Below are 20,261 nucleotides of genomic sequence, written 5' to 3' on the forward strand. Positions count from 1 at the left end.
AAACCTAAAATTAAATATGCATTATTTGTAATAAAAAAAAAAAACATTTATCATAAAAACTATGTACATTAAGAAACAAAAAAGGTACATAAATTCACTAAAGAATTGTATGGTGATTAGAATGTTGTTTCACAGAAAAAAGAAAAAGTCTAATTCTATAAAAGAAAACATCAATATCGTACAGGATGAAGAAAATTTTCTGCTTATAAATGGGAATTTATCAAAAGGTTATTTTGTGAAAGAATTATGGTTGAAGCTTCGTAATGATGATAAAGAGATTAGAGTTGGAACTAATGAAGCAGTAAATGAGAATTTTTATTTTAAAGTTGATCTTTATAATTTAATGAAAAGGTTAGCTTCCTCCTATGATGAATCCAATTATGATTGGTATCTCAAAATTAGAGTTCCTACAGAGCGTGTTAGTGATACAGCTTTAGCAAAACTAAAAGAAAAAGCGGACCTTATTGAGGAAAATGGAGTTAACTATGCTGAATATCTTATTCGTTTTGGGCGGTTCCTACATACAAATATTAAAGGATTTAACTACATATATAATTATGATACAAAGGCGATATGTTATTTAACAAAAAAAGGAAACCTATCCATTGCTTTTAACAAGGAACCATTTATTCCTCCAATTATTCATATCGAAAAATTAAAAACTGCCCATGATAAATTATCGGTTGAAGGTAAAATTTTTACAAAAGGATCTAAAATTATACAGAGCAAATTGATTATAAAAGGTAGAGATAGTAAAGCAGAACTAGAGACAAGTGTATCTTTTATTTGGAATGAAGAGGAAACGTCTTTAAAATATGGTCTCAATCGTTACAACTATAAAACCGAAATTAATTTTAACAAGATTTTAGACGGCACCAACTTAAAAGAAGATGTTTACGATTTATTTCTGAAGATACAATTCCATGACCAGAGTGAAGAAAAGTATGTTCGTGTAGGCCGGCCAAAATTAAAGGCAAAGATGTTTATTAAAGAAATCTACTCTACTATTGGAAACAATGTCTCAATTATAACACCATACTACACGTTTAAAGGATTCAACTTATCTTTAGAAGTATTTGAATTTGATAAGCAGACATTCCATTATTTACAGAAGAAATTAAAAACGGCTTGGATAGAACGGCTTTTTAATAAACATAAGGACATATGGATTATCGGGGAAAGACCGTATAAGGCGCAGGATACGGGATACCACTTTTTTAAATATATGAGGGAAAATCATCCTAATAAAAATGCCTTTTACGTCATTGAAAAAGACTCTCCAGAGAGGGGAAATGTAGAACATTTAGGGAATATTCTTGACTTTAAATCAAAGGAACATATTTGGCATGTGTTAATGGCAACAAGAATTATTGGTTCTCATCATCCTGATTATCTGTACCCAATTAGAAGCCGAAGATTTAAAAGAGCTGTCAAGGGTGTAAAGGTTTTTCTACAGCATGGTGTCATGGGAACGAAAAATATGATCGCCAACTATGGGAAAAAAACTTCCGGTTTTCACACAGATGCTTTTCTTGTCAGTTCTGATTTTGAGAAGGAAATGATTGTTAACGACTTTGGGTATAATCCGAAAGAGGTATTTGTTACAGGGTTATCCCGCTTTGACAGGCTTCTTGCTAATGATGTTAAGGTTAAAAGACAATTATTAATTATACCTACATGGAGAGATTGGATTACTACAGATGAGGCATTTTTAGAAAGTGAATACTTTGAGAGATATAAAGAGCTTGTTTATAGCCCTGATCTGCATGCGATTGCTGACAAAAATGATTTAGAAATGATACTTTGTTTACATCCAAATATGCAAAAATTTTCTTACCATTTCCAAGGTGCACCTGTAAGGGTTATAAATCAAGGAGAAGTAGATGTACAGTATTTGCTAAAAGAAAGTGCTATCATGATTACCGATTATTCAAGTGTTGGTTTTGATTTTAGCTTCTTATATAAACCGATTATATATTATCAGTTTGATCGAAACAGATTTATCGGAAAAAGGCCGTCCCATCTGGATTTAGAAAATGACCTGCCGGGAGATATCGTCACAAATTTAGAGGATATTTTAGATAGGCTTCACTATTATGCTGAGAACCATTATAAAATGTCTCCGCGTAATAAACAAAGGGCAGATAAATTTTTAAAATATCGTGATCTAAACTTTTCAAAGAGAATTTATGATGTTGTAAAAAGTCTGCCGATAAAAAAGACATTAATGGAAAAGTTAATGGATAATGATCTTGTCATTAAATTTGCCAATAGATTTAGAAAAACAAGGTACTATTTCCCGGTAATGAAAAGATTCTATAAACTGGCTAAAAAACTGCTGCCGGTTGAGAAAAACCTTATATTATTTGAAAGCGGCGTTGGTAAACAGTATGCTGACAGCCCGCGGGTTATTTATGAGGAAATAACAAAGCAAAATCTTCCATATAAAAAAGTTTGGGTTATTAACAAAAATATTCGTTTTAAAGATCCTAAAACAATTAAAATAAAGAGACTGAGCCCACAATATTATTATTACTTAGCAAAAGCTGGTTATTGGATTAACAATCAAAATTTCCCTACTTATATACAAAAAAGGAAAGAGACTACTTATATTCAAACATGGCATGGTACACCTTTAAAAAAGATGTTGTTTGATATCGAACATGTTCAAGGTAGAGATGAGGGTTACCTTGATAGAGTATATAATGCCACTCAAACATGGGATTACTTAATTTCACCAAGTGAGTATGCCACCAATGCTTTTAAAAGTGCCTTTAAGTATGAAGGTAATATTTTAGAAATTGGTTACCCAAGAAACGATTTATTTTATCAAGAGGGCCAGGAAGAAATTATCTCAAAGGTAAAAAACAGGTTGAAGCTTCCACCAAATAAAAAGTTCATATTATATGCCCCAACTTTTAGGGATAATGAGACGAGCAGCAATAATAAATTTGTCTTTAATATCAATATGGACTTGGATAAGCTAAAGGAAAAGTTTGGTGACGAGTATATTTTGTTATTAAGAATGCATGTCGTAATTAGTAACAAACTTTCTATTCCAGAGGAGCTTAAGGACTTTGTGAAAAATGTATCAAATTATTCTGATATCCAGGAATTACTACTAATCAGCAATATCCTTATGACAGATTATTCCTCCGTCATGTTTGATTTTGCTAATACAGGTAAACCAATTTTGTTTTATACCTATGATTTGGAAACTTATAAAAATGATGTCCGCGGTTTTTATATGGATTTTGAAAAAGAAGCACCTGGACCATTTTTATTTAATACCGAAAATATAATTGAGGCTATAGAGAATATTGAAAAAGTAAAAGTTGAATATAAGGGTAAGTATGAAGCTTTCAGAGAAAAATACTGTTCCTTGGAAGATGGAAAAGCAGCTGAACGACTTGTAAATCAATTTTTTAAATAAAGACTCTGTTAAAGAGTGGTGTTGATTTTATATACCCTGTTGATTGTAGTGGAAGGCACGAAGACTCCTGCGGGAGTACGTGCCAGGGGAGACCCCGCAGGCGTTAGCGCCGAGGAGGCTCCCCGGAACGCCCGCGGAAAGCGAAGTGCCTGGAGCGAATCGACAGCCAAGTTTAACATAGCCTAAATAAAAAATATTGAAAGGACCTTTGGTAATTAATCAAAGGTTCTTTTTGTCGGGACAAAAGGTAAGGTTTTTCTTAAAGTAAATTAGGATGATTTAAAAAAATATAAGGATTTTTATTGGAAATTTCGTAAATTTGTAGCCGATTTTGTCGTAATTTGTTAGATTAATAGTTGAGCATTTAAAAAGGAGGGATAAAAATATTTATTTTCAATGAAATTGGCAAAATTCATAGTCTGGAAGCTGTAGCGTTTTAACTATGGATAGGATCAAAACATTGATAAGGAGGAATAATTAATTCGGGGGAATATTAAGTGAGTAAAGCTAAAAAGATAAGTTCTTATGTTCTTATTCTTCTTTTATTTCTGCAGTTTATTCCAAATCAACCATCAGCTTACGCTATGGGGACAAATGAAGAGCAGGAAAAAATAGAGGTTGTATTATTTGCCGATGAAATTGACGGAAGTATAAATTTATATGAAGGAGCTTCAAGTACTTCATCAATAATTGGGTCAATTAAGGATGATACGGCTGTAACGGTAATAGAAGAAGGGGAAGAATATACCTTAGTTCAGTACTTAGATGATCAACGGCAGAAAACACTGATGGGTTATGTGGAAAATAACCATGTAGTAGACTTATCAAAAGTTGAAGAGTTTAGAACTAATAGGGCAGGGGATAAGGAAGCTGCCGTAGAAAGCGGAAATGAGCCTTCACAAAATGCAGCAGACACCCCAGCTTTAGATGAAGGTGGAAATGAGCCTTCTCAGAATACTGCAGATGACCCAGCTTTAAAAGAAAGTGAAAATGAGGCTTCTGAAAATACAGCAGACACCCCAGATTTAAACAAAAGCGGAAATGAGCCTTCACAAGATGCAGCAAATAGTCCTGCAGTAGAGGAAGAAAGTGTACCAGAAGTCCAAAATGAAGGGATTCAAAAGAACACTGAATCTACTACTAATTCTTTAGAACAAGAAGCAGCAAAAAATGAAGAAGCTAAAAACAAAATCAGTACCTTTTCGCTTACTGCTGATGTAAAAAAGGAAACTATTACTCCTGTTGTTCTTCAGGGAATTGGATTAGCAAATCCAACTAAAGTTTATAAAACACCTTCTACTGACTCTCAAGAATTAAAAAGCTATTCTCAAGGAAGTATATTAAAATACCAAACTTATTTAAATGACTGGTATAAATGTACTGTCTATATTAATGGAAAAGCTGAAACAGGGTATATTAAGGTGAGTGATGTTGAGAATATTACTAAATCACAAAGTAAATTCAAAGGGCTTGCTTTAAAAAATCCAACTAAAATATATTTACGTGCAGCGAAAAGCTCAGATGTTATTAAAACCTATCATCAAGGTTCAGTTTTAGTCTATAAAACTTTAACTTCTGAATGGTATGTATGTACCGTCTATATTAACGGAAAATATGAAACAGGGTATATTAAGGCAAGTGATGTTGAAAATATTACTAATTCACAGAGTAAATTTAAAGGAATTGCTTTAAAAAATCCAACGAATATATATTTACGTGCAGCGAAAAGTTCAGATATTATTAAAACCTATCATCAAGGTTCCGTTTTAGTCTATAAAACTTTAACTTCTGAATGGTATGTATGTACCGTCTATATTAAAGGCAGAGCAGTTACGGGGTATATTTCTAAGGCAGATGTAGAGAATCTGACCAATAAAGCCACAACACTTCATGGGGTTGCACTTAAAAGCCCTACAAAAATATATACAAAAGCGTCTGTCTCTTCGACTGAATTAAAATCATATCCTGCAGGTACTGTACTAAAATATCAAACTTTAACTTCAGGCTGGTACGAGTGTAAGGTTTATATCAAAGGAAAAGCAGTTACGGGATATATTAATGTCAATGATGTAAAAAATGCTTTTGAAAATCAGAAAACATATACTGGAGCGGCATTAAAAGAGCCGACAACAGTATATGAACAGGCATCAAAGAGTTCAAAAAGATTGAAGTCTTATGATCAGGGGCGTATTTTAACCTACCGATCTTTTATAGATGGATGGTACTCTGCAACCGTCTATATTAATGGTAAGAAAAAAAATGGGTATATTGCATCAAGTGATGTAGAAAACGCTGTTGATGCACCTTCAACTAAACAGGTTTGGGCGAAAGAAAATATCAAAGTGTATTCTTACGCTTCAAAACGTGCATCAGTATTAAAATCATATCGAAGCGGTTCAGAATTAAAGGTTGAAACTTTTACTTCTTCTTGGTTTAAAGCAAAAGTTTATGTTCAAGGAAAGGCACATACGGGTTATATAAGTGTCAGCGATGTCACCACCCGTCCTTACTTAGATTTAGATTTAAGAAAGCCTGCCAATATTACTGCTAACGATATAGTAAATTATTTTAATAGGGTGAAACCGACAAGTCCATTAAAGGATTATGCTCAAAACTTCATTAATGTCCAAAATAAATATGGTGTTAATGCATTATATTTAGTTGCACATGCCATTTGGGAAACGGGCTGGGGAGGCTCAAACCTTATAAAATATAAAAATAATCTTTATGGTTATGGTGCCTATGATGTATGTCCATTTACATGCGGATATTACTTCCCTACAATTGAAGATAGTATTGCAGCAGTGGCATACAAGGTTCGAACTAACTATTTAACACCTGGTGCAGCCTATTATTATTCAGAATATGGCTCAACCCTAAGGGGAATGAATGTTAGATATGCTACTGATCAAAACTGGAAGAATGGAATTGCAAGTCTAATGGAGAGTATGGATCCTTATAGTGGGAAATACTATTCGTCGGTTTCTGAATTACCTTTAAAAGGAAGTGCCCCTTCTAATCTGAGCAGGAATATACCTGCAGGTCTGCCATATCCAAAAGATATTATAGTTGACTTTCCAAAGGGGATTTCTGGTAAAATAATTGAGAATGTAAGTCTAAGAACTTTACCATATACCTCCGGTTCAACCTATATGGATTACTTATCTGCGTCTTCTGAGATTACCGTTCTAGGGTATAACACAGATGTAAAAGTTAGCAGAGATTATCCATATGATCACCAATGGTACCGCATCATAATTAATGGTAAAAGCGGCTGGGTATATGGAAACAGCATAAAGATAGATAACTTACTCCAGGTTTACAATGTTTGGTCAAACTTGAATATTCGAAATCAGCCTGTTGATGGAAGTAAGATTGGTTCAGTTAAGGCGAACGGTTATTTAAAAGCAGTTGTAAAAGACGGAAATCCTATAAAACAGGATGGCTGGTATAATGTTTACCTTCCTGGTTCCACTAAAACTGGCTGGGTTTCAGGTCAATTTATTAAGGAAATAAAAAATTAATATATTTTGAAAAGGGGTCGAAAGGAAATTCTTTCCCCCTTTTTTCTTTTTTTAAAAAATAATTTAATAGAGGTGCCTTTAAAAGGTGTGCTTAAAATGATGATTTACTATGTTGACAACACTGGTTTATAAATAAATAATTTATATTAGGAAGGAATTAAAATTGTAAAAAATTATGGTTAGGAGAGCAAACGGTTGATATCATCATTGAAAAAATTACCCATAATCAAATTGGCATACAAATTATTATTTCAATTAGTTTCAACTTTACCAGCAAAGAAAAACTTAATTATGTTTGAAAGCTTTCTTGGAAAGCAATATAGCGATAATCCAAGAGCGATTTATGAGTTTATAAAAGATAACCATCCCGAATTTGAATTAATATGGAGTGTTGACCCTCGTTTTGAAAAGGGATTTCAAGACAAAGGAGTCCATTATGCCAAGCGCTTTTCAATTAAATGGCTGTTTTTAATGTCAAGAGCAAGATTTTGGGTGACTAACAGCCGTATGCCGTTATGGATACCAAAACCCAGGCATACCATTTACCTGCAAACCTGGCATGGAACTCCCTTGAAAAAGCTGGTATTTGATATGAAAGAAGTACGAATGCCAGGGACGACTACAGACGACTATAAACAGCATTTTTATCAAGAATCAAGAAACTGGGATTACTTAGTTTCCCCCAACCAGTATTCTACAGAAATCTTTAGGCGTGCTTTCAGGTTTGAGAAGACAGTAATTGAATCTGGGTATCCCAGAAATGATATCTTTTATAAGCCAGAGCGAGACGACATTGCGGAAAAGTTTAAAGAAACTCATCATCTTCCTAGGGATAAGAAGATCATTCTTTATGCACCTACATGGAGAGATAATCAGTTTTATCAGGTAGGAAAATATAAATTTGATCTACATTTAGACCTATCTCAAATGCAGAATGAGTTGGGAAATGAATACATTGTTATTCTTAGAATGCATTACTTGGTGGCAGAAAACTTTAATTTAGATAAATTTAAAGGCTTTGTCTTTGATTTTTCAAAGCATGAAGATATTCAAGAGCTGTATGTAATAAGTGATTTGTTGATTACCGATTACTCATCAGTATTTTTTGATTATGCAAATTTAAAACGTCCAATGATCTTCTTTACCTATGATTTGGATGAATATAAGGAAGATATTAGAGGATTTTACTTCAATCTTGCTGAAAAGGCACCAGGACCGCTGGTACAAACGACTGAAGAAGTAATAGATGCTATAAAAGGCTATGATAAGAGTGAAATCTACAGCAATAAAATGAATGAGTTTTACCAAAAGTTTTGTTACTTAGAGGACGGGCATGCCGCTGAAAGAGTGGTTAAACAAGTTATATTAAAAAATAAATAATAGGATAAAGCGTAAAAAACCCAAATGCCTAGTGTATTTGGGTTTTTTTAACGCTTTTTTGGAGAAAATAGGAATATCGTAAATCTGTTTTTTGAGAAAGGGGATTAAAAAATTATGGCAGTTCATTCTCAATATAAAGAGGACCCAATTTTCTCCTATCGCCTTGTAAAAGATATGGATCCCAATCAAAGGACCGCCAACGAGATAATGTCTGTTTTCCAACAGAGTAAAAATGAATACGTAGCCAATACAATTTATCTTCAAAAAAAAGAACCGGATCAAAAAGATTTTATGGAGGTTCAGGGAGAACAATATTTACTGCTGGAAATGAGTAATGAGCTTGGCAGTATTGATGCACTTGGAATCAAAAGTCCCCAAAAAAGTACGATTAATATTTCGATTATGACGTATTTATTTGGAGATAAAGTAAAAGAGGCCATTGAAGAAGTACTCTTAAATATGAGGATGTATGAAAATATATATTTTTTTATTATTGGTACCGGACCTTTAAAAAGCACAATCGAATCTATGGCAAGAACAAATGGTGTAGATAACAGGCTTTATTTGATAAATCGATTATATGATCCCTATAAATTAATTAATCATTGTGACTTTTTTATTCCAGTTCCCAATGGTCGGTTAGACTCCATTAACTGGAGAAGGAATCGAGCCAGCTTAAGCGGTTTTATTTATATACCTGGATTCCATCAAGAAAGTATACAATCTGCGAAAAAGACACTTCGGTTTAAAAGTCGGGATGATCAGGTTATACAAGAGATGGAAATGACGAACCAATATATTGACTGGTTGTCGAAGCATCCTAACCATGGAAATAATACATTAAATTATGAATATGCAGGTTTTGAAGCCGATATTGATTACCATCAACTGAAACTAGAAGCTGGTATATATGACATATTTGTCTCGATTTCCCAAGATGAATTTCAGTTGGAAATTCCTTTTATTAATTCTGTCCGCAGGAAATTACCTAAAGCTAAAAAGATCAAAAGCAGCTGGTATACATTTTTAGAATATCAAGAACTAAATCAGCAATTAGGGATTAAAGTTTCAAACACATAATCCCGAGGAGGAGTATTCATTTTGTATAAGAGAATTGCAAAAGGTGTAATCAGAAGAATGAGAGTGGCGGGAAAGCCGGTAAATGAATATCTTCGAAACAAGGGCTTTCGAATAAGGGCGGCTTACAGTAAATGCTTAGAGAAGTATCCAGTAGATAAACACATGATCTTGTATGAATCTTATCATGGACAAAATTTTACCGGGAATCCATTTGCCATCTTTTTAGAACTGATTCAACATGAGGATTTTACACATTTCACACATGTAATAGTAGTGAATCAAATGAATCCTTTGGTTGAAAGCTTTAGTAAAAAGCCTAATGTGAAAATAATTGCTGTTCATGATCCTAACTATATAAGGTATTTGGCAACAGCAAAATATTTAATCAATAATACTTCCTTTCCCTTTTATTTTGTTAAAAGAGAGGAACAGGTTTATATCAATACATGGCATGGAACGCCATTAAAGACATTAGGGAAAGATATAAAAAATGCAGGGATGAGTGATCATAAAAATATTCAACGGAATCTATTGCAAACCGATTTGTTGGTAAGTCCAAATCAATTTACCTATGAAAAATTATTAACATCCCATGATATAAAGGAAATATTCTCCGGAAAAATAGCTGACATTGGTTACCCTCGGGTGGACTTAACTTTTGCGGCAAATAGAGAGGATGTATTAGAATTTCTTGGGATTCCTTTGGATAAAAAAGTTGTCCTTTATGCTCCAACATGGCGCGGAACAGTTGGAAAGGAAACAGATACGAGTAAAAAACTGCTTACTGAAGTGACGAAATTAAAACAGCTGCTGGGTAATAAATATGTGGTACTGCTTAAATCGCATTATTTTGCCTATAAATTTTTTCAGGAAAATAGTTTAGAGGATATGTGTGTACCTAGTTGGTATGATACCAATATGCTGTTAGCAGGCGTTGATATTTTAATTACCGACTATTCCAGCATTTTTTTCGAGTTTCTTCATACAGGTAAACCGATTATTTTTTATGGGGATGATATCGAACAATATGCCGAAGAACGCGGTTTTTACCTGCCTTTACCTACATTACCGGGTCCGCTTTGCCGCAGAATGAATGATGCAGCAGATTATATTTTGGATGAAGAAACGACAATGAGAATTTATAAAGAGAAATATGAAAACTATAAGCAGACATATTGTTATCATGATGACGGCAAGGCATCTTCAAGGTTTATTGATATCGTATTCCAGCAGAATTCTAAGAATAAATTGATTTCTACTTTAACCAATAAGAAGAAAATTTTAATGTATTGCGGTGCTTTTTATAATAATGGAATTACCATGTCTGCATTAACCTTATTAGATCAAATCGATTATGACAGATACGAAGTTGTCGTGATAGAGAACCATAAAGGTAAAGAGGAAAAATGGAATAACATGAGAAAGGTCCATAAGAATGTGCATTTTATCTATAGACCTGGAGAACTCAATCGTTCCTTATGGGATAGTTATCGTCATCAATTAACGCTTTTCAGAGGGGTTCATGGAAAAATAATGGAACGCCTGGTTCCGAAAAAGGTGTATGAACTCGAACTGAAAAGGCTAATTGGCAACACCCGCTTTGATATTGCCATTAATTTTGGCGGTTATAGCAATCTTTGGAGTTTATTATTCGCCTTTTCAAATATAAAACAAAAAGTTATTTATCTGCATAGTGATATGGCTAAAGAATATTATAAAAAAAATAATGGCAGGTATAAGCATAGAAAGAATTTACGAGTCGTTTTTTCTACATATAAGTATTACGATAAAATTCTATCTGTTGCTCCTTCAACTCATGAGGCCAATTATAAGAACTTAAAGAAGTTTATTCCAAATGCAGAGAAAAAAATGACGTATATTCATAACCTGGTAAATAGCAATAAGGTATTAGAGCTCCAAGAAAGCCGGGAAACCGCCCGTTATGAAGGAAATTCTTATTTAGTCCTGGAAACAAAAATCGATAGTTCCCTTATCCGGTTTAAAGGTGCGGTATTGCCCAACACGGACGAAATTAATTTTATTTCAATCGGCAGGCTCTCCCCGGAAAAGGGGCATGAAAAGTTAATCAGGGCTTTTTATACAGCATTGAAAGAAGAGCCGCACATGAAATTATATATCGTGGGTGAGGGCCCTTTGAAAAATCAACTTCAAACCCTAATTAAAGACTTAGAACTGGAAAATAAGGTGTTTCTGACAGGGCAAGTTGAAAATCCATTTGCATTGCTGAGTAAGTGTGACTGCTTTATCCTTGCTTCAAATTATGAAGGGCAAGGATTGGTATTACTTGAGGCTATGATTATTGGAAAACCAATTATTGCGACCGATGTAACAGGTGTAAGAAGCGTTTTGGAGGGTGGATATGGCACTTTAATAAATAATGATGAAATGGCCTTGGCAAAAAGTATTATTAACTTTGTTCAGCAAAAAGATAAAAGTGCATTTAAAAAATTTGATTATCATCAATATAACAGCGAGGCAATGGAACGTTTTAATCAAGTGGTACTTGAAAATAGTATGTAAAAGACCTGAATTATGTATTATAGGCATTAAAGACCCAAGAACCTTAAAATGGTTTTTGGGTCTTTTTATACAGGAAAGTATTTTTAATTTTTTTATATTTGCCTATTTCATTTTTCGTCATAATACTGGATAATAAAAGAAAATTCGTGGGATTTTTCTACTATATAATTAGAAGTTTACTAAAATTGTAGAATTGAGGAGAGAGAAAAGGAAGTGGATTTATTGAAGAACATGGGGAAAGTGGTCTTCTTATCAACCGGGATATTATTTGGAAGTGCAAGTATAAGTACATCTCTGCCATATTATCTAATAATCTAGGTCATGTGGAGGCCGCTAGTCTTGTTAAATTTAGCAAAACCACCTATCAAACAACTGCCAATGTAATATTGCGCTCAGGTCCAAGTACCAAAAATAAAAACCTTCTAACTATTCCCAAAGGAACAACGATTACCTCATCCCAAAGAATGGGCAGCTGGTATCAGGTAACATATACATACAAATTAAAGGGGAAAAATATATCAAAAAATGGATGGGTCAGCGGTTCATACATAAAGAAAAAATCAGTTAGTGTGACTAAATCATCATTTACAAAGTCTACAGCTGTTGTTAAAACAACAGCCATTACGAAAACTAATTTCCTCACTTCGACAAACGTAAATTTGCGGTCCGGAGTCGGCACTAAAAACAAAATAATTATAACTGTTAAAAAGGGAAAAACAGTAACTGCATATCAAAAAAATGGAAAATGGTATAAAGTTAGCTATACGTATGTTTCAAAAGGTAAAAAAGTAACGAAATATGGGTGGATCAGCGGTGATTATCTAAGAGAATACAATATTTATACAAAGACACTTGGAACAAATTATTTTACCAAGAAGACGGCTAAACTTTATTCCGAGCCTAATACAAAAAGAGCGCTGACAAGTGTTTCAAATAAAACTGGATTGTATTCAACACAGAAGGCAGTTAATAGTATAAAGCAGACTTGGTATCAGGTTTCATACAACGGTAAAAACTATTATGTGTTTAGCGGTGACGTTACTAAAGCATCATTTAAGTCTTTTGCGAAAAAAGACTTCCAAGTAAAAATTAATACATATATGTATTCTTCATATGGAAGTACATACTCCAAGGTTATGCAAATCCCAAAAGGTGCTATTGTTTCTTCAGCAAAAAGTATTAGTGATTGGGCAGTTGTAACTTATAAAGGAAAAACAGGATATATATTACTATCATATCTTCAAACAGCACCAGTTAAAATAGAAACACAACCAACAAAAATACTTGTAAATAAGCCAGCCGACAGTGCTTCGGCTGCTGTCAATAAAGCAGAGCAACCACAGACACAAACAAAAACTACTGTTAATGTAACAAAGTCTTACTTGGTAACAGCAGATTTAAATTTACGTGAATCAGGAGCAGGAACCAAGATTCTCATAACAATCCCTAACGGTACAACTATTACATCTTCAGAAAGATTAAATGACGGCTGGTACAAAGTAACATATGGCGGGAAAACTGGATATGTTTCAAGTGGATTTTTAAAAGAATATGCACTAACAGATTACCGGTTTATTGAGCTGCGGACTAAATCTAACGTCACGGCACAGCAGATAAATGCATATATCACTAAGAATTATAAAAGGCATGGTTCGCAGAGCGTTCTTCTTAATAAAGGACAAGCATTTATTGATGCTGGGAACATGTATGGAGTTAATGCCTTATACCTGGCTGCGCATGCCATCCATGAAAGCGGATTTGGGACTTCAGTTATATCGATAGAGAAAAAGAACTTATTTGGCTACGGCGCCTATGATGCCACACCTTTTGTGAGTGCTTATCGTTTTTCGTCAGTAGAACAATGTATCAATTATGTTGCCCAAAAAATGAAAGCTGATTACCTAAATCCATATGGCAAACATTTTGAAGGAGCTATGCTTGGATATCGAACTAATGATAATAATGGAAAACGGATTGATAGCAAAAGCATAGGTATGAATTTTTGGTATGCTAGTGATCCTAACTGGGGAAATGGGATAGCAAAGCATATGCAAAATATTATGGGATTTAATAAGACCAATTATGAAAATCCAAAGGTTGATACAAGATATTTTTCCGTCCCAGGTATACCAGTGGGAAGCGATCAATTTCCAGAAGGTATTCAGGTGCTTGCTAAAAAAGATTTATCCAGCGTAATAAAAAAAGGAACAGTTTTTACCATGCTTGAAAAATCTAATGATTTTAAAGTTAAGGTACAATTAAATAAAAATCAATATACATTAAGCAATATTAGCTTCTCTAAATATAAAGATTATATTTCGGCTTTAAACTTAGGCAGGGTTGTGAATGCTTCTTCCCTGAATATACGTTCAGCACCAGATAAAAACATTATTGGCCTTTTAAAATTAAATCAATATGTATCTTTAGCTTTAGACAAAAATCAAAAGATTATTACCGACCCAACGAAAGAGTGGTATCAAGTAAACTTATCGGGCGGGAAAACAGGGTGGGTAAGTAAATCCTACATTAAAATGGAACTTCAATAGTTAAAAGCTGACTTTAAAAGGTCAGCCTTTTTGCTTTTTTGGCTATAAATTGGAAATGTTTATGATTGAAATTTAAGATTCATAGATTTATAATGGTATGGTGTATATTAATACGTACAAAATTCGACTTTTTTTGAATAAAAAATTATTCGTTTTCCTATAATAAAATTAGGAGGATTATCACTCATGAAAAAGGTTTTAACTTACGGAACATTTGATTTGCTCCATTTTGGACATATCAATTTACTTCGCCGTGCAAAAGAATTAGGTGATTATCTTATAGTTGGTTTATCCACTGATGAATTTAACAAAGGGAAGAATAAACAGGCTTATCATAGTTTTGAAAATCGAAAAATGATTTTGGAATCAATACGTTATGTTGACGAAGTCATTCCTGAAAATACTTGGGATCAAAAAATTCAAGATGTCATTGACCATAATGTCGATATTTTTGTTATGGGTGACGATTGGAAAGGCAAATTTGATTTCCTTAAAGAATATTGCGAGGTTGTTTATTTGCCAAGGACTATTGGCATTTCTACATCCAAAATTAAAAACGACTTAAACGTGGTAAAGAATGGCTAGAGAACTAGCCATTTCTTTGTATTTATTTGTCTTTAAGTGTGTGTTTTCATTTTTTAATCGTATGCCGCTCAAGGATAAAACTACCTTTGTTATCAGCTTTGGAGATAACAGTCAATATGTATTTAAGGAAATGCAGGAGAAAAACATTAAAACGGAGATTATTTTCCTTTGTAAAGGAAAAAGCATTATTAAATTTAAGGACTATCAGGGCGTGAAAAAAATACCGTTTGAAACGTTCTCTATTTTAAACTGGTTTAAATCCGTTTACCATTTGGCTACATCCCGGTATATATTAGTTGATAATTATTATGGCTTTTTAGCATCTACTCGATTTAGGGCTGGAGTCGAATGCATTCAATTATGGCATGCTTCTGGTGCCATGAAAAAATTTGGTCTTGAAGATAAATCAATAAAAAATCGAAGTAAAAAGGCTAATCAACGCTTTTTACTAGTCTATAATAGGTTTCATAAAGTGGTTGTCGGTTCCGATGTAATGGCTGAGACTTTTAAAAAGTCTTTTAATCTGGAGGAAGAAAATATCCTCAGGACAGGAATACCGAGGACTGATTTCTTTTTTAATGAAAAAGAAAAGCAAAAGGTATTAGACTTTTTAACAGTAAAACATCCCGGCTTAGCTGGGAAAAAGATAATTCTATATGCACCAACTTATCGCGATTTTCAAATAGATGATTTTTCGCTTAAGCTCGATATCGAAAAAATGCATCAAGAACTTGGTGATGAGTATAAATTAATTCTACGGCTGCATCCTGCTATTCAAAATTTGCAGGATTTAATGGCAGTGACATCTAACTTCGTTTATAATTTCTCCTCAGATAAGTATGAAATAAATGACCTATTAGTTATAGCTGATATATTAATTACAGACTATTCTTCTATCCCATTTGATTATTCTTTGTTACATCGACCTATTATCTTTTTTACTTATGATTTGGAAGAATATAAGGAGATGCGCGGTGTAATAGATGGATTTGAAGACAATCTGCCAGGGCCAATTGTAAAAGATACGGATACTATTATTGAATTGATTAAACAGGGGAGTTTTGATTTAACGAAAATTGATTATTATGCTGAATATTGGAATAAATATTCCAGAGGTAATTCTAGTTCAAACTTAGTTAATTATCTGTATGTATCAAAAGGATTTAAAGAGTATGACAAAATTACTGAATATAATTAAACAAATGCTTCGAGAGTCTTATTTACTGCTCGAGGCTTTGTTTTTATTATGCCACTTTGGGGAAATTAATGTATAATGAACAAGGTTATACTTGCTATAGGAAGGACTAATTTTTCATGAAGTCAATGATCACCATAATTAAGGAGCAAATTAGTTCCTTTTATTTAATTTTAAGGTTATCAGCCTTTGAAATGAAAAGTGCAAATGTAAATAATTATCTAGGAAGGTTTTGGGAAGTTCTAAATCCAGCAATTCAACTAGTGATTTATTGGTTCATATTTGGAGTTGGTATCCGTGGAGGCCAAAAAATTACATTAGATAATGGGGTCCAGGCTCCATTTTTTATATGGATGGTTACAGGTATGGTAGTTTGGTTTTTCGTGAATCCAATGATTACCAGTACTTCAAAGTCAATTTATTCAAGACTGCAATTAATTGCAAAAATGAGTTTTCCGATGAGTGCTATTCCATCATATGTTATTATGGCTGGGTTTTATTCACATTTAATGCTTGTTGCACTGGTAACAATTATTTTACAATTTACTCAGTTTAAACTCACTGTTTATTTTATTCAATTGCCTTATTTTATGCTGGCTACATTGATTTTTTTACTCGCTTTGGCACTTATCACATCAACATTATCAACTATTGTTAGAGACGTGCAGCAAATTATTCAATCGATAACCAGAATGCTTCTGTATTTAACACCGTTATTATGGCATACAGACAAATTGGAATTTAAAAATATGGATTTAACGTTTTTATTAAAATTAAATCCGCTATACTATATTGTTGAAGGCTATCGAGCATCCTTATTAGGGACATCATGGTATATATGGGAAGACTCAACATTAACTCTATATTTCTGGGGAATAACCCTTGTCTTTTTCTTAGTTGGTTCTATATTGCATTTGAAATTTAGAAATCGATTTGTTGATTATTTATAATGATTATCTGAAGAAGGTAAACAGGCTTTACAAATTTTGAGGTGATTCTTCTTGAGTGAAACAGTAATTGTGAAGAATGTATATAAAAGATATAAAATGCATAAGAAGCCTTCTGAAAAGCTGTTGGATTTAATTCTGCCCGGCGGCTATGGAGAAGACTTTTATGCTTTGCAGGATATTTCGTTAACTGCCAATCAGGGGGACGTAATTGGCCTTGTCGGGGTAAATGGTTCAGGAAAATCAACTTTATCTAATATTATTGCTGGCGTTATTCCTCCTACTTCAGGTACGGTGGAAACGGTTGGACAAACATCGATTATTGCAATCTCCTCCGGGTTGAATAACCAATTAACCGGCCGGGAAAATATTGAATTGAAATGTTTAATGCTTGGTTTTAAAAAGAAGGAAATTGAAGCGATGGAACCGGAAATTATAGAATTTGCGGATATTGGCAATTTTATCGACCAGCCGGTTAAAAAATATTCAAGCGGGATGAAGTCACGTCTCGGTTTTGCCATTTCGGTTACGGTTAATCCTGATATTTTGATTATTGACGAAGCATTGTCAGTAGGGGACCAAGTTTTTGCCCAAAAGTCCAAAAATAAAATGTTTGAGTTTAAAGAGAAGGGAAAAACTATTTTCTTTGTTAGTCACTCAATGGGGCAGATAAAGGAATTCTGTGAAAAAGCTGCTTGGTTGGAGTATGGGGAAATAAAGCAATTTGGACCTGTAAAAGAAGTCATACCCGAATATGAAAAATTCTTAAAGAAATACAAATCCATGTCAAAAGAAGAACAAAAAAAGTTCCGCGAACAGGTCACGCAAAAACAAAGAGGTTTAGCAACAATCTAACATTAGTTTAAAATAACTAAAGTTCTCAAAACCTAAAAAGGCCCTTTTAAAGCCTATTTAGGTTTTCTTTTTGGACATGCTAATTAGTAAAATAACTTAAAAAGGAATATTTCTATATGGAAACAAATGTAGTGCGAATTTTAGGAATTGATTTCATTAATAAATCCTTTAATGATGTAGTTGATATTCTCGAACAATTGATAAGCAGCAACAAAAAAAGTTTTGTCGTCACCGCCAATCCGGAAATCGCTATGTATGCACATGAGCATCCCGATTATAAAGCAATCGTTGAAATGTCTGACATAGTAGTTCCTGATGGCATCGGTATTGTAATGGCTTCCAAAATCTTAAAAACCCCCATACAAGAACGGGTTGCTGGATTTGATTTAACCGTAAGGCTGCTGGAACTTGCCAATAAGCAAAAGTGGCGGATCTATTTATTGGGCGGCAAAGAAGAGACCAATAAAAAAGCCATCGCCAATATTGCCAGCCGTTATCCGCAGCTTCAAATTGCCGGCAGTCATCATGGCTTTTTTGACTGGGAAGAAGGGACGGTTGCGGAGGAGATTAAAGCTTCGAAACCAGATATTGTATTTGTTGCTTTAGGATTTCCCAGGCAGGAACAATGGATTGCAGAAAATCTGCCTCATTTTTCTAAGGGGCTGTTTATGGGAGTCGGCGGCAGTATTGATGTGCTGGCGGGTGAGGTAAAGCGGGCGCCGGAATTCTGGCGTAAAATGAATTTAGAGTGGTTTTATCGTTTGCTTAAACAGCCGACAAGATGGAAACGTATGCTGGCACTGCCTCGGTTTTTAGTTCAGATTGTAAAAGTAAAATTTTCAGAATCACCTAAGTGAAACTTTTAGGGGATATTTTCGTCAAATTTATGAGTGAGAGAAATGTAAAAGTCATAATTTATTTAAATTGTAAATTTTTTGTGATTTTAATATGTATTCCATGTTAATTTTTTATGCTATAATAATCGTTGTGTTTAGTAATATGTGCCTGTTTCTAAATCAAATTAGAGGGGCATCCTATCCGTAAGGAGGGTCTGTATGTTGTACCTGACCTTTATATTATGTTTTGTATGCTCCATTCTTATTACGCCAGTTGTAAAAAAACTTGCCTTTACAGTAGGAGCAACTGATCAGCCAAATCATCGCAAGGTACACCATCAAATTATGCCTCGTTTGGGCGGCTTGGCCATCTATATCAGCTTCCTTTTAGGAATTTTGATTTTGAGGCCTGATAGTCCATATCATGCAGCTATTGTTGCAGGCGGCGCCATTATTTTAATTACAGGTGTATTAGATGATATTTACGATCTTTCTGCTAAGGTAAAATTTATCCTTCAAATAGCGGCTGCCCTGATTGTTGTACTTTGGGGCGGTGTTGATGTAGATTTTATCAATCTGCCATTTAATGGGCGTATCGATTTTGGGATTCTAACCATTCCAATAACTGTTATTTGGATTGTCGGCATCACAAATGCCATTAATTTAATCGACGGTTTAGATGGATTAGCTGCAGGCGTTTCATCGATTGGTTTACTCACCATTACGGCAATGGCGGTTGTCATGGGGAATGTCTACGTTATGACAATGGGTGTTATCTTAATAGCGAGCACCTTAGGATTTTTAAAATATAATTTCCACCCTGCAAAAATTTTTATGGGTGATTCAGGAGCCCTGTTTTTAGGGTATATGATTTCCGTTTTGTCCTTACTTGGTTTTAAAAACATTGCGGTTATTTCTTTTGTTGTACCAATCATCATACTAGGTGTACCTATTTCAGATACATTTTTTGCGATTATCAGAAGGCTGTATAATAAAAATCCATTGTCTGCACCAGATAAATCACATCTTCATCACTGTATTTTAAAATTAGGTTATACCCACCGTGAAACAGTACTATTGATTTATGCGATGAGTGCTATGTTTGGACTAGCAGCCTTTATTTTTACAATGACAACGGTATGGGGTTCCATCATCTTTGTCATCATACTGCTCGTAGCGATTGAAATATTTGTCGAAAATATTGGCTTAATCAATAAGAACTACAAACCATTATTACGTATCATGGGAATGTTGAAAAACCGGTAGGAAGCATGGGAACGGGTCTCTTGCTTCTTACCGGTTTTTATTTTGGAAAATGAAAAAACCCGGGAATTTTCCC

General features: G+C 33.9%; 12 protein-coding genes. All 12 read left to right on the forward strand.

Annotated features, from left to right (window positions below; genetic code table 11):
• Positions 1-121 precede the first annotated feature (121 nt).
• The 12 genes from M3183_RS04695 (at position 122) to M3183_RS04750 (ending at position 20,188) form a co-directional block, all read left to right on the forward strand.
• Complete coding sequence (locus M3183_RS04695; protein ID WP_251467016.1) at positions 122-3,433, forward strand: CDP-glycerol glycerophosphotransferase family protein; 3,312 nt, start codon at positions 122-124, stop codon at positions 3,431-3,433.
• Between the two features lie 497 nt (positions 3,434-3,930).
• Entirely contained in the window at positions 3,931-6,957 is a 3,027-nt protein-coding gene (locus tag M3183_RS04700; RefSeq protein WP_251467020.1) for a glucosaminidase domain-containing protein, read from the forward strand.
• A 195-nt stretch (positions 6,958-7,152) separates the two neighbouring features.
• The gene (locus M3183_RS04705) at positions 7,153-8,337 is read left to right on the forward strand and encodes a CDP-glycerol glycerophosphotransferase family protein (protein ID WP_396953696.1); all 1,185 of its coding nucleotides are present in this window, start codon (positions 7,153-7,155) and stop codon (positions 8,335-8,337) included.
• A gap of 114 nt (positions 8,338-8,451) precedes the next feature.
• Positions 8,452-9,417, forward strand: a complete 966-nt coding sequence (locus tag M3183_RS04710; protein WP_251467023.1) for a hypothetical protein — start codon at positions 8,452-8,454, stop codon at positions 9,415-9,417.
• Between the two features lie 21 nt (positions 9,418-9,438).
• Positions 9,439-11,958, forward strand: coding sequence for a glycosyltransferase (locus M3183_RS04715; protein WP_251467025.1), 2,520 nt, complete (start codon positions 9,439-9,441; stop codon positions 11,956-11,958).
• A 323-nt stretch (positions 11,959-12,281) separates the two neighbouring features.
• A complete protein-coding gene (locus M3183_RS04720; protein WP_251467027.1) occupies positions 12,282-14,504 on the forward strand; it encodes an SH3 domain-containing protein in 2,223 nt (740 codons plus the stop codon).
• Positions 14,505-14,690: 186 nt separating this feature from the next.
• A complete protein-coding gene (gene tagD, locus M3183_RS04725; protein WP_251467029.1) occupies positions 14,691-15,089 on the forward strand; it encodes a glycerol-3-phosphate cytidylyltransferase in 399 nt (132 codons plus the stop codon).
• Positions 15,082-16,287, forward strand: coding sequence for a CDP-glycerol glycerophosphotransferase family protein (locus tag M3183_RS04730; RefSeq protein WP_251467031.1), 1,206 nt, complete (start codon positions 15,082-15,084; stop codon positions 16,285-16,287). The genes tagD and M3183_RS04730 overlap by 8 nt, the downstream gene beginning before the upstream one ends.
• 116 nt (positions 16,288-16,403) lie before the next feature.
• On the forward strand, positions 16,404-17,234 hold the full coding sequence (locus M3183_RS04735) for an ABC transporter permease (RefSeq protein WP_251467034.1): 831 nt from the start codon (positions 16,404-16,406) through the stop codon (positions 17,232-17,234).
• A gap of 51 nt (positions 17,235-17,285) precedes the next feature.
• Positions 17,286-18,086, forward strand: coding sequence for a teichoic acids export ABC transporter ATP-binding subunit TagH (tagH, locus tag M3183_RS04740; RefSeq protein WP_251467037.1), 801 nt, complete (start codon positions 17,286-17,288; stop codon positions 18,084-18,086).
• 116 nt (positions 18,087-18,202) lie between these two features.
• Positions 18,203-18,943 carry a WecB/TagA/CpsF family glycosyltransferase gene (locus tag M3183_RS04745; RefSeq protein WP_251467039.1) on the forward strand — a complete coding sequence of 247 codons (741 nt, stop codon included), beginning with the start codon at positions 18,203-18,205 and terminating at the stop codon, positions 18,941-18,943.
• A 198-nt stretch (positions 18,944-19,141) separates the two neighbouring features.
• Positions 19,142-20,188 (forward strand): glycosyltransferase family 4 protein, encoded by a 1,047-nt coding sequence (locus M3183_RS04750; protein WP_251467041.1) that lies wholly within the window; start codon positions 19,142-19,144, stop codon positions 20,186-20,188.
• Positions 20,189-20,261 lie beyond the last annotated feature (73 nt).

Source organism: Neobacillus mesonae (assembly GCF_023715155.1).
Taxonomy (GTDB): domain Bacteria; phylum Bacillota; class Bacilli; order Bacillales; family Cytobacillaceae; genus Neobacillus; species Neobacillus mesonae_A.

Bases quoted from the DNA above. Each gene is read 5' to 3' on its own strand.
- M3183_RS04695 (WP_251467016.1), top strand. From the start codon at position 122: ATGTTGTTTCACAGAAAAAAGAAAAAGTCTAATTCTATAAAAGAAAAC.
- M3183_RS04710 (WP_251467023.1), top strand. From the start codon at position 8,452: ATGGCAGTTCATTCTCAATATAAAGAGGACCCAATTTTCTCCTATCGC.
- tagD (WP_251467029.1), top strand. From the start codon at position 14,691: ATGAAAAAGGTTTTAACTTACGGAACATTTGATTTGCTCCATTTTGGA.
- M3183_RS04730 (WP_251467031.1), top strand. From the start codon at position 15,082: ATGGCTAGAGAACTAGCCATTTCTTTGTATTTATTTGTCTTTAAGTGT.
- M3183_RS04735 (WP_251467034.1), top strand. From the start codon at position 16,404: ATGAAGTCAATGATCACCATAATTAAGGAGCAAATTAGTTCCTTTTAT.
- M3183_RS04745 (WP_251467039.1), top strand. From the start codon at position 18,203: ATGGAAACAAATGTAGTGCGAATTTTAGGAATTGATTTCATTAATAAA.
- M3183_RS04750 (WP_251467041.1), top strand. From the start codon at position 19,142: ATGTTGTACCTGACCTTTATATTATGTTTTGTATGCTCCATTCTTATT.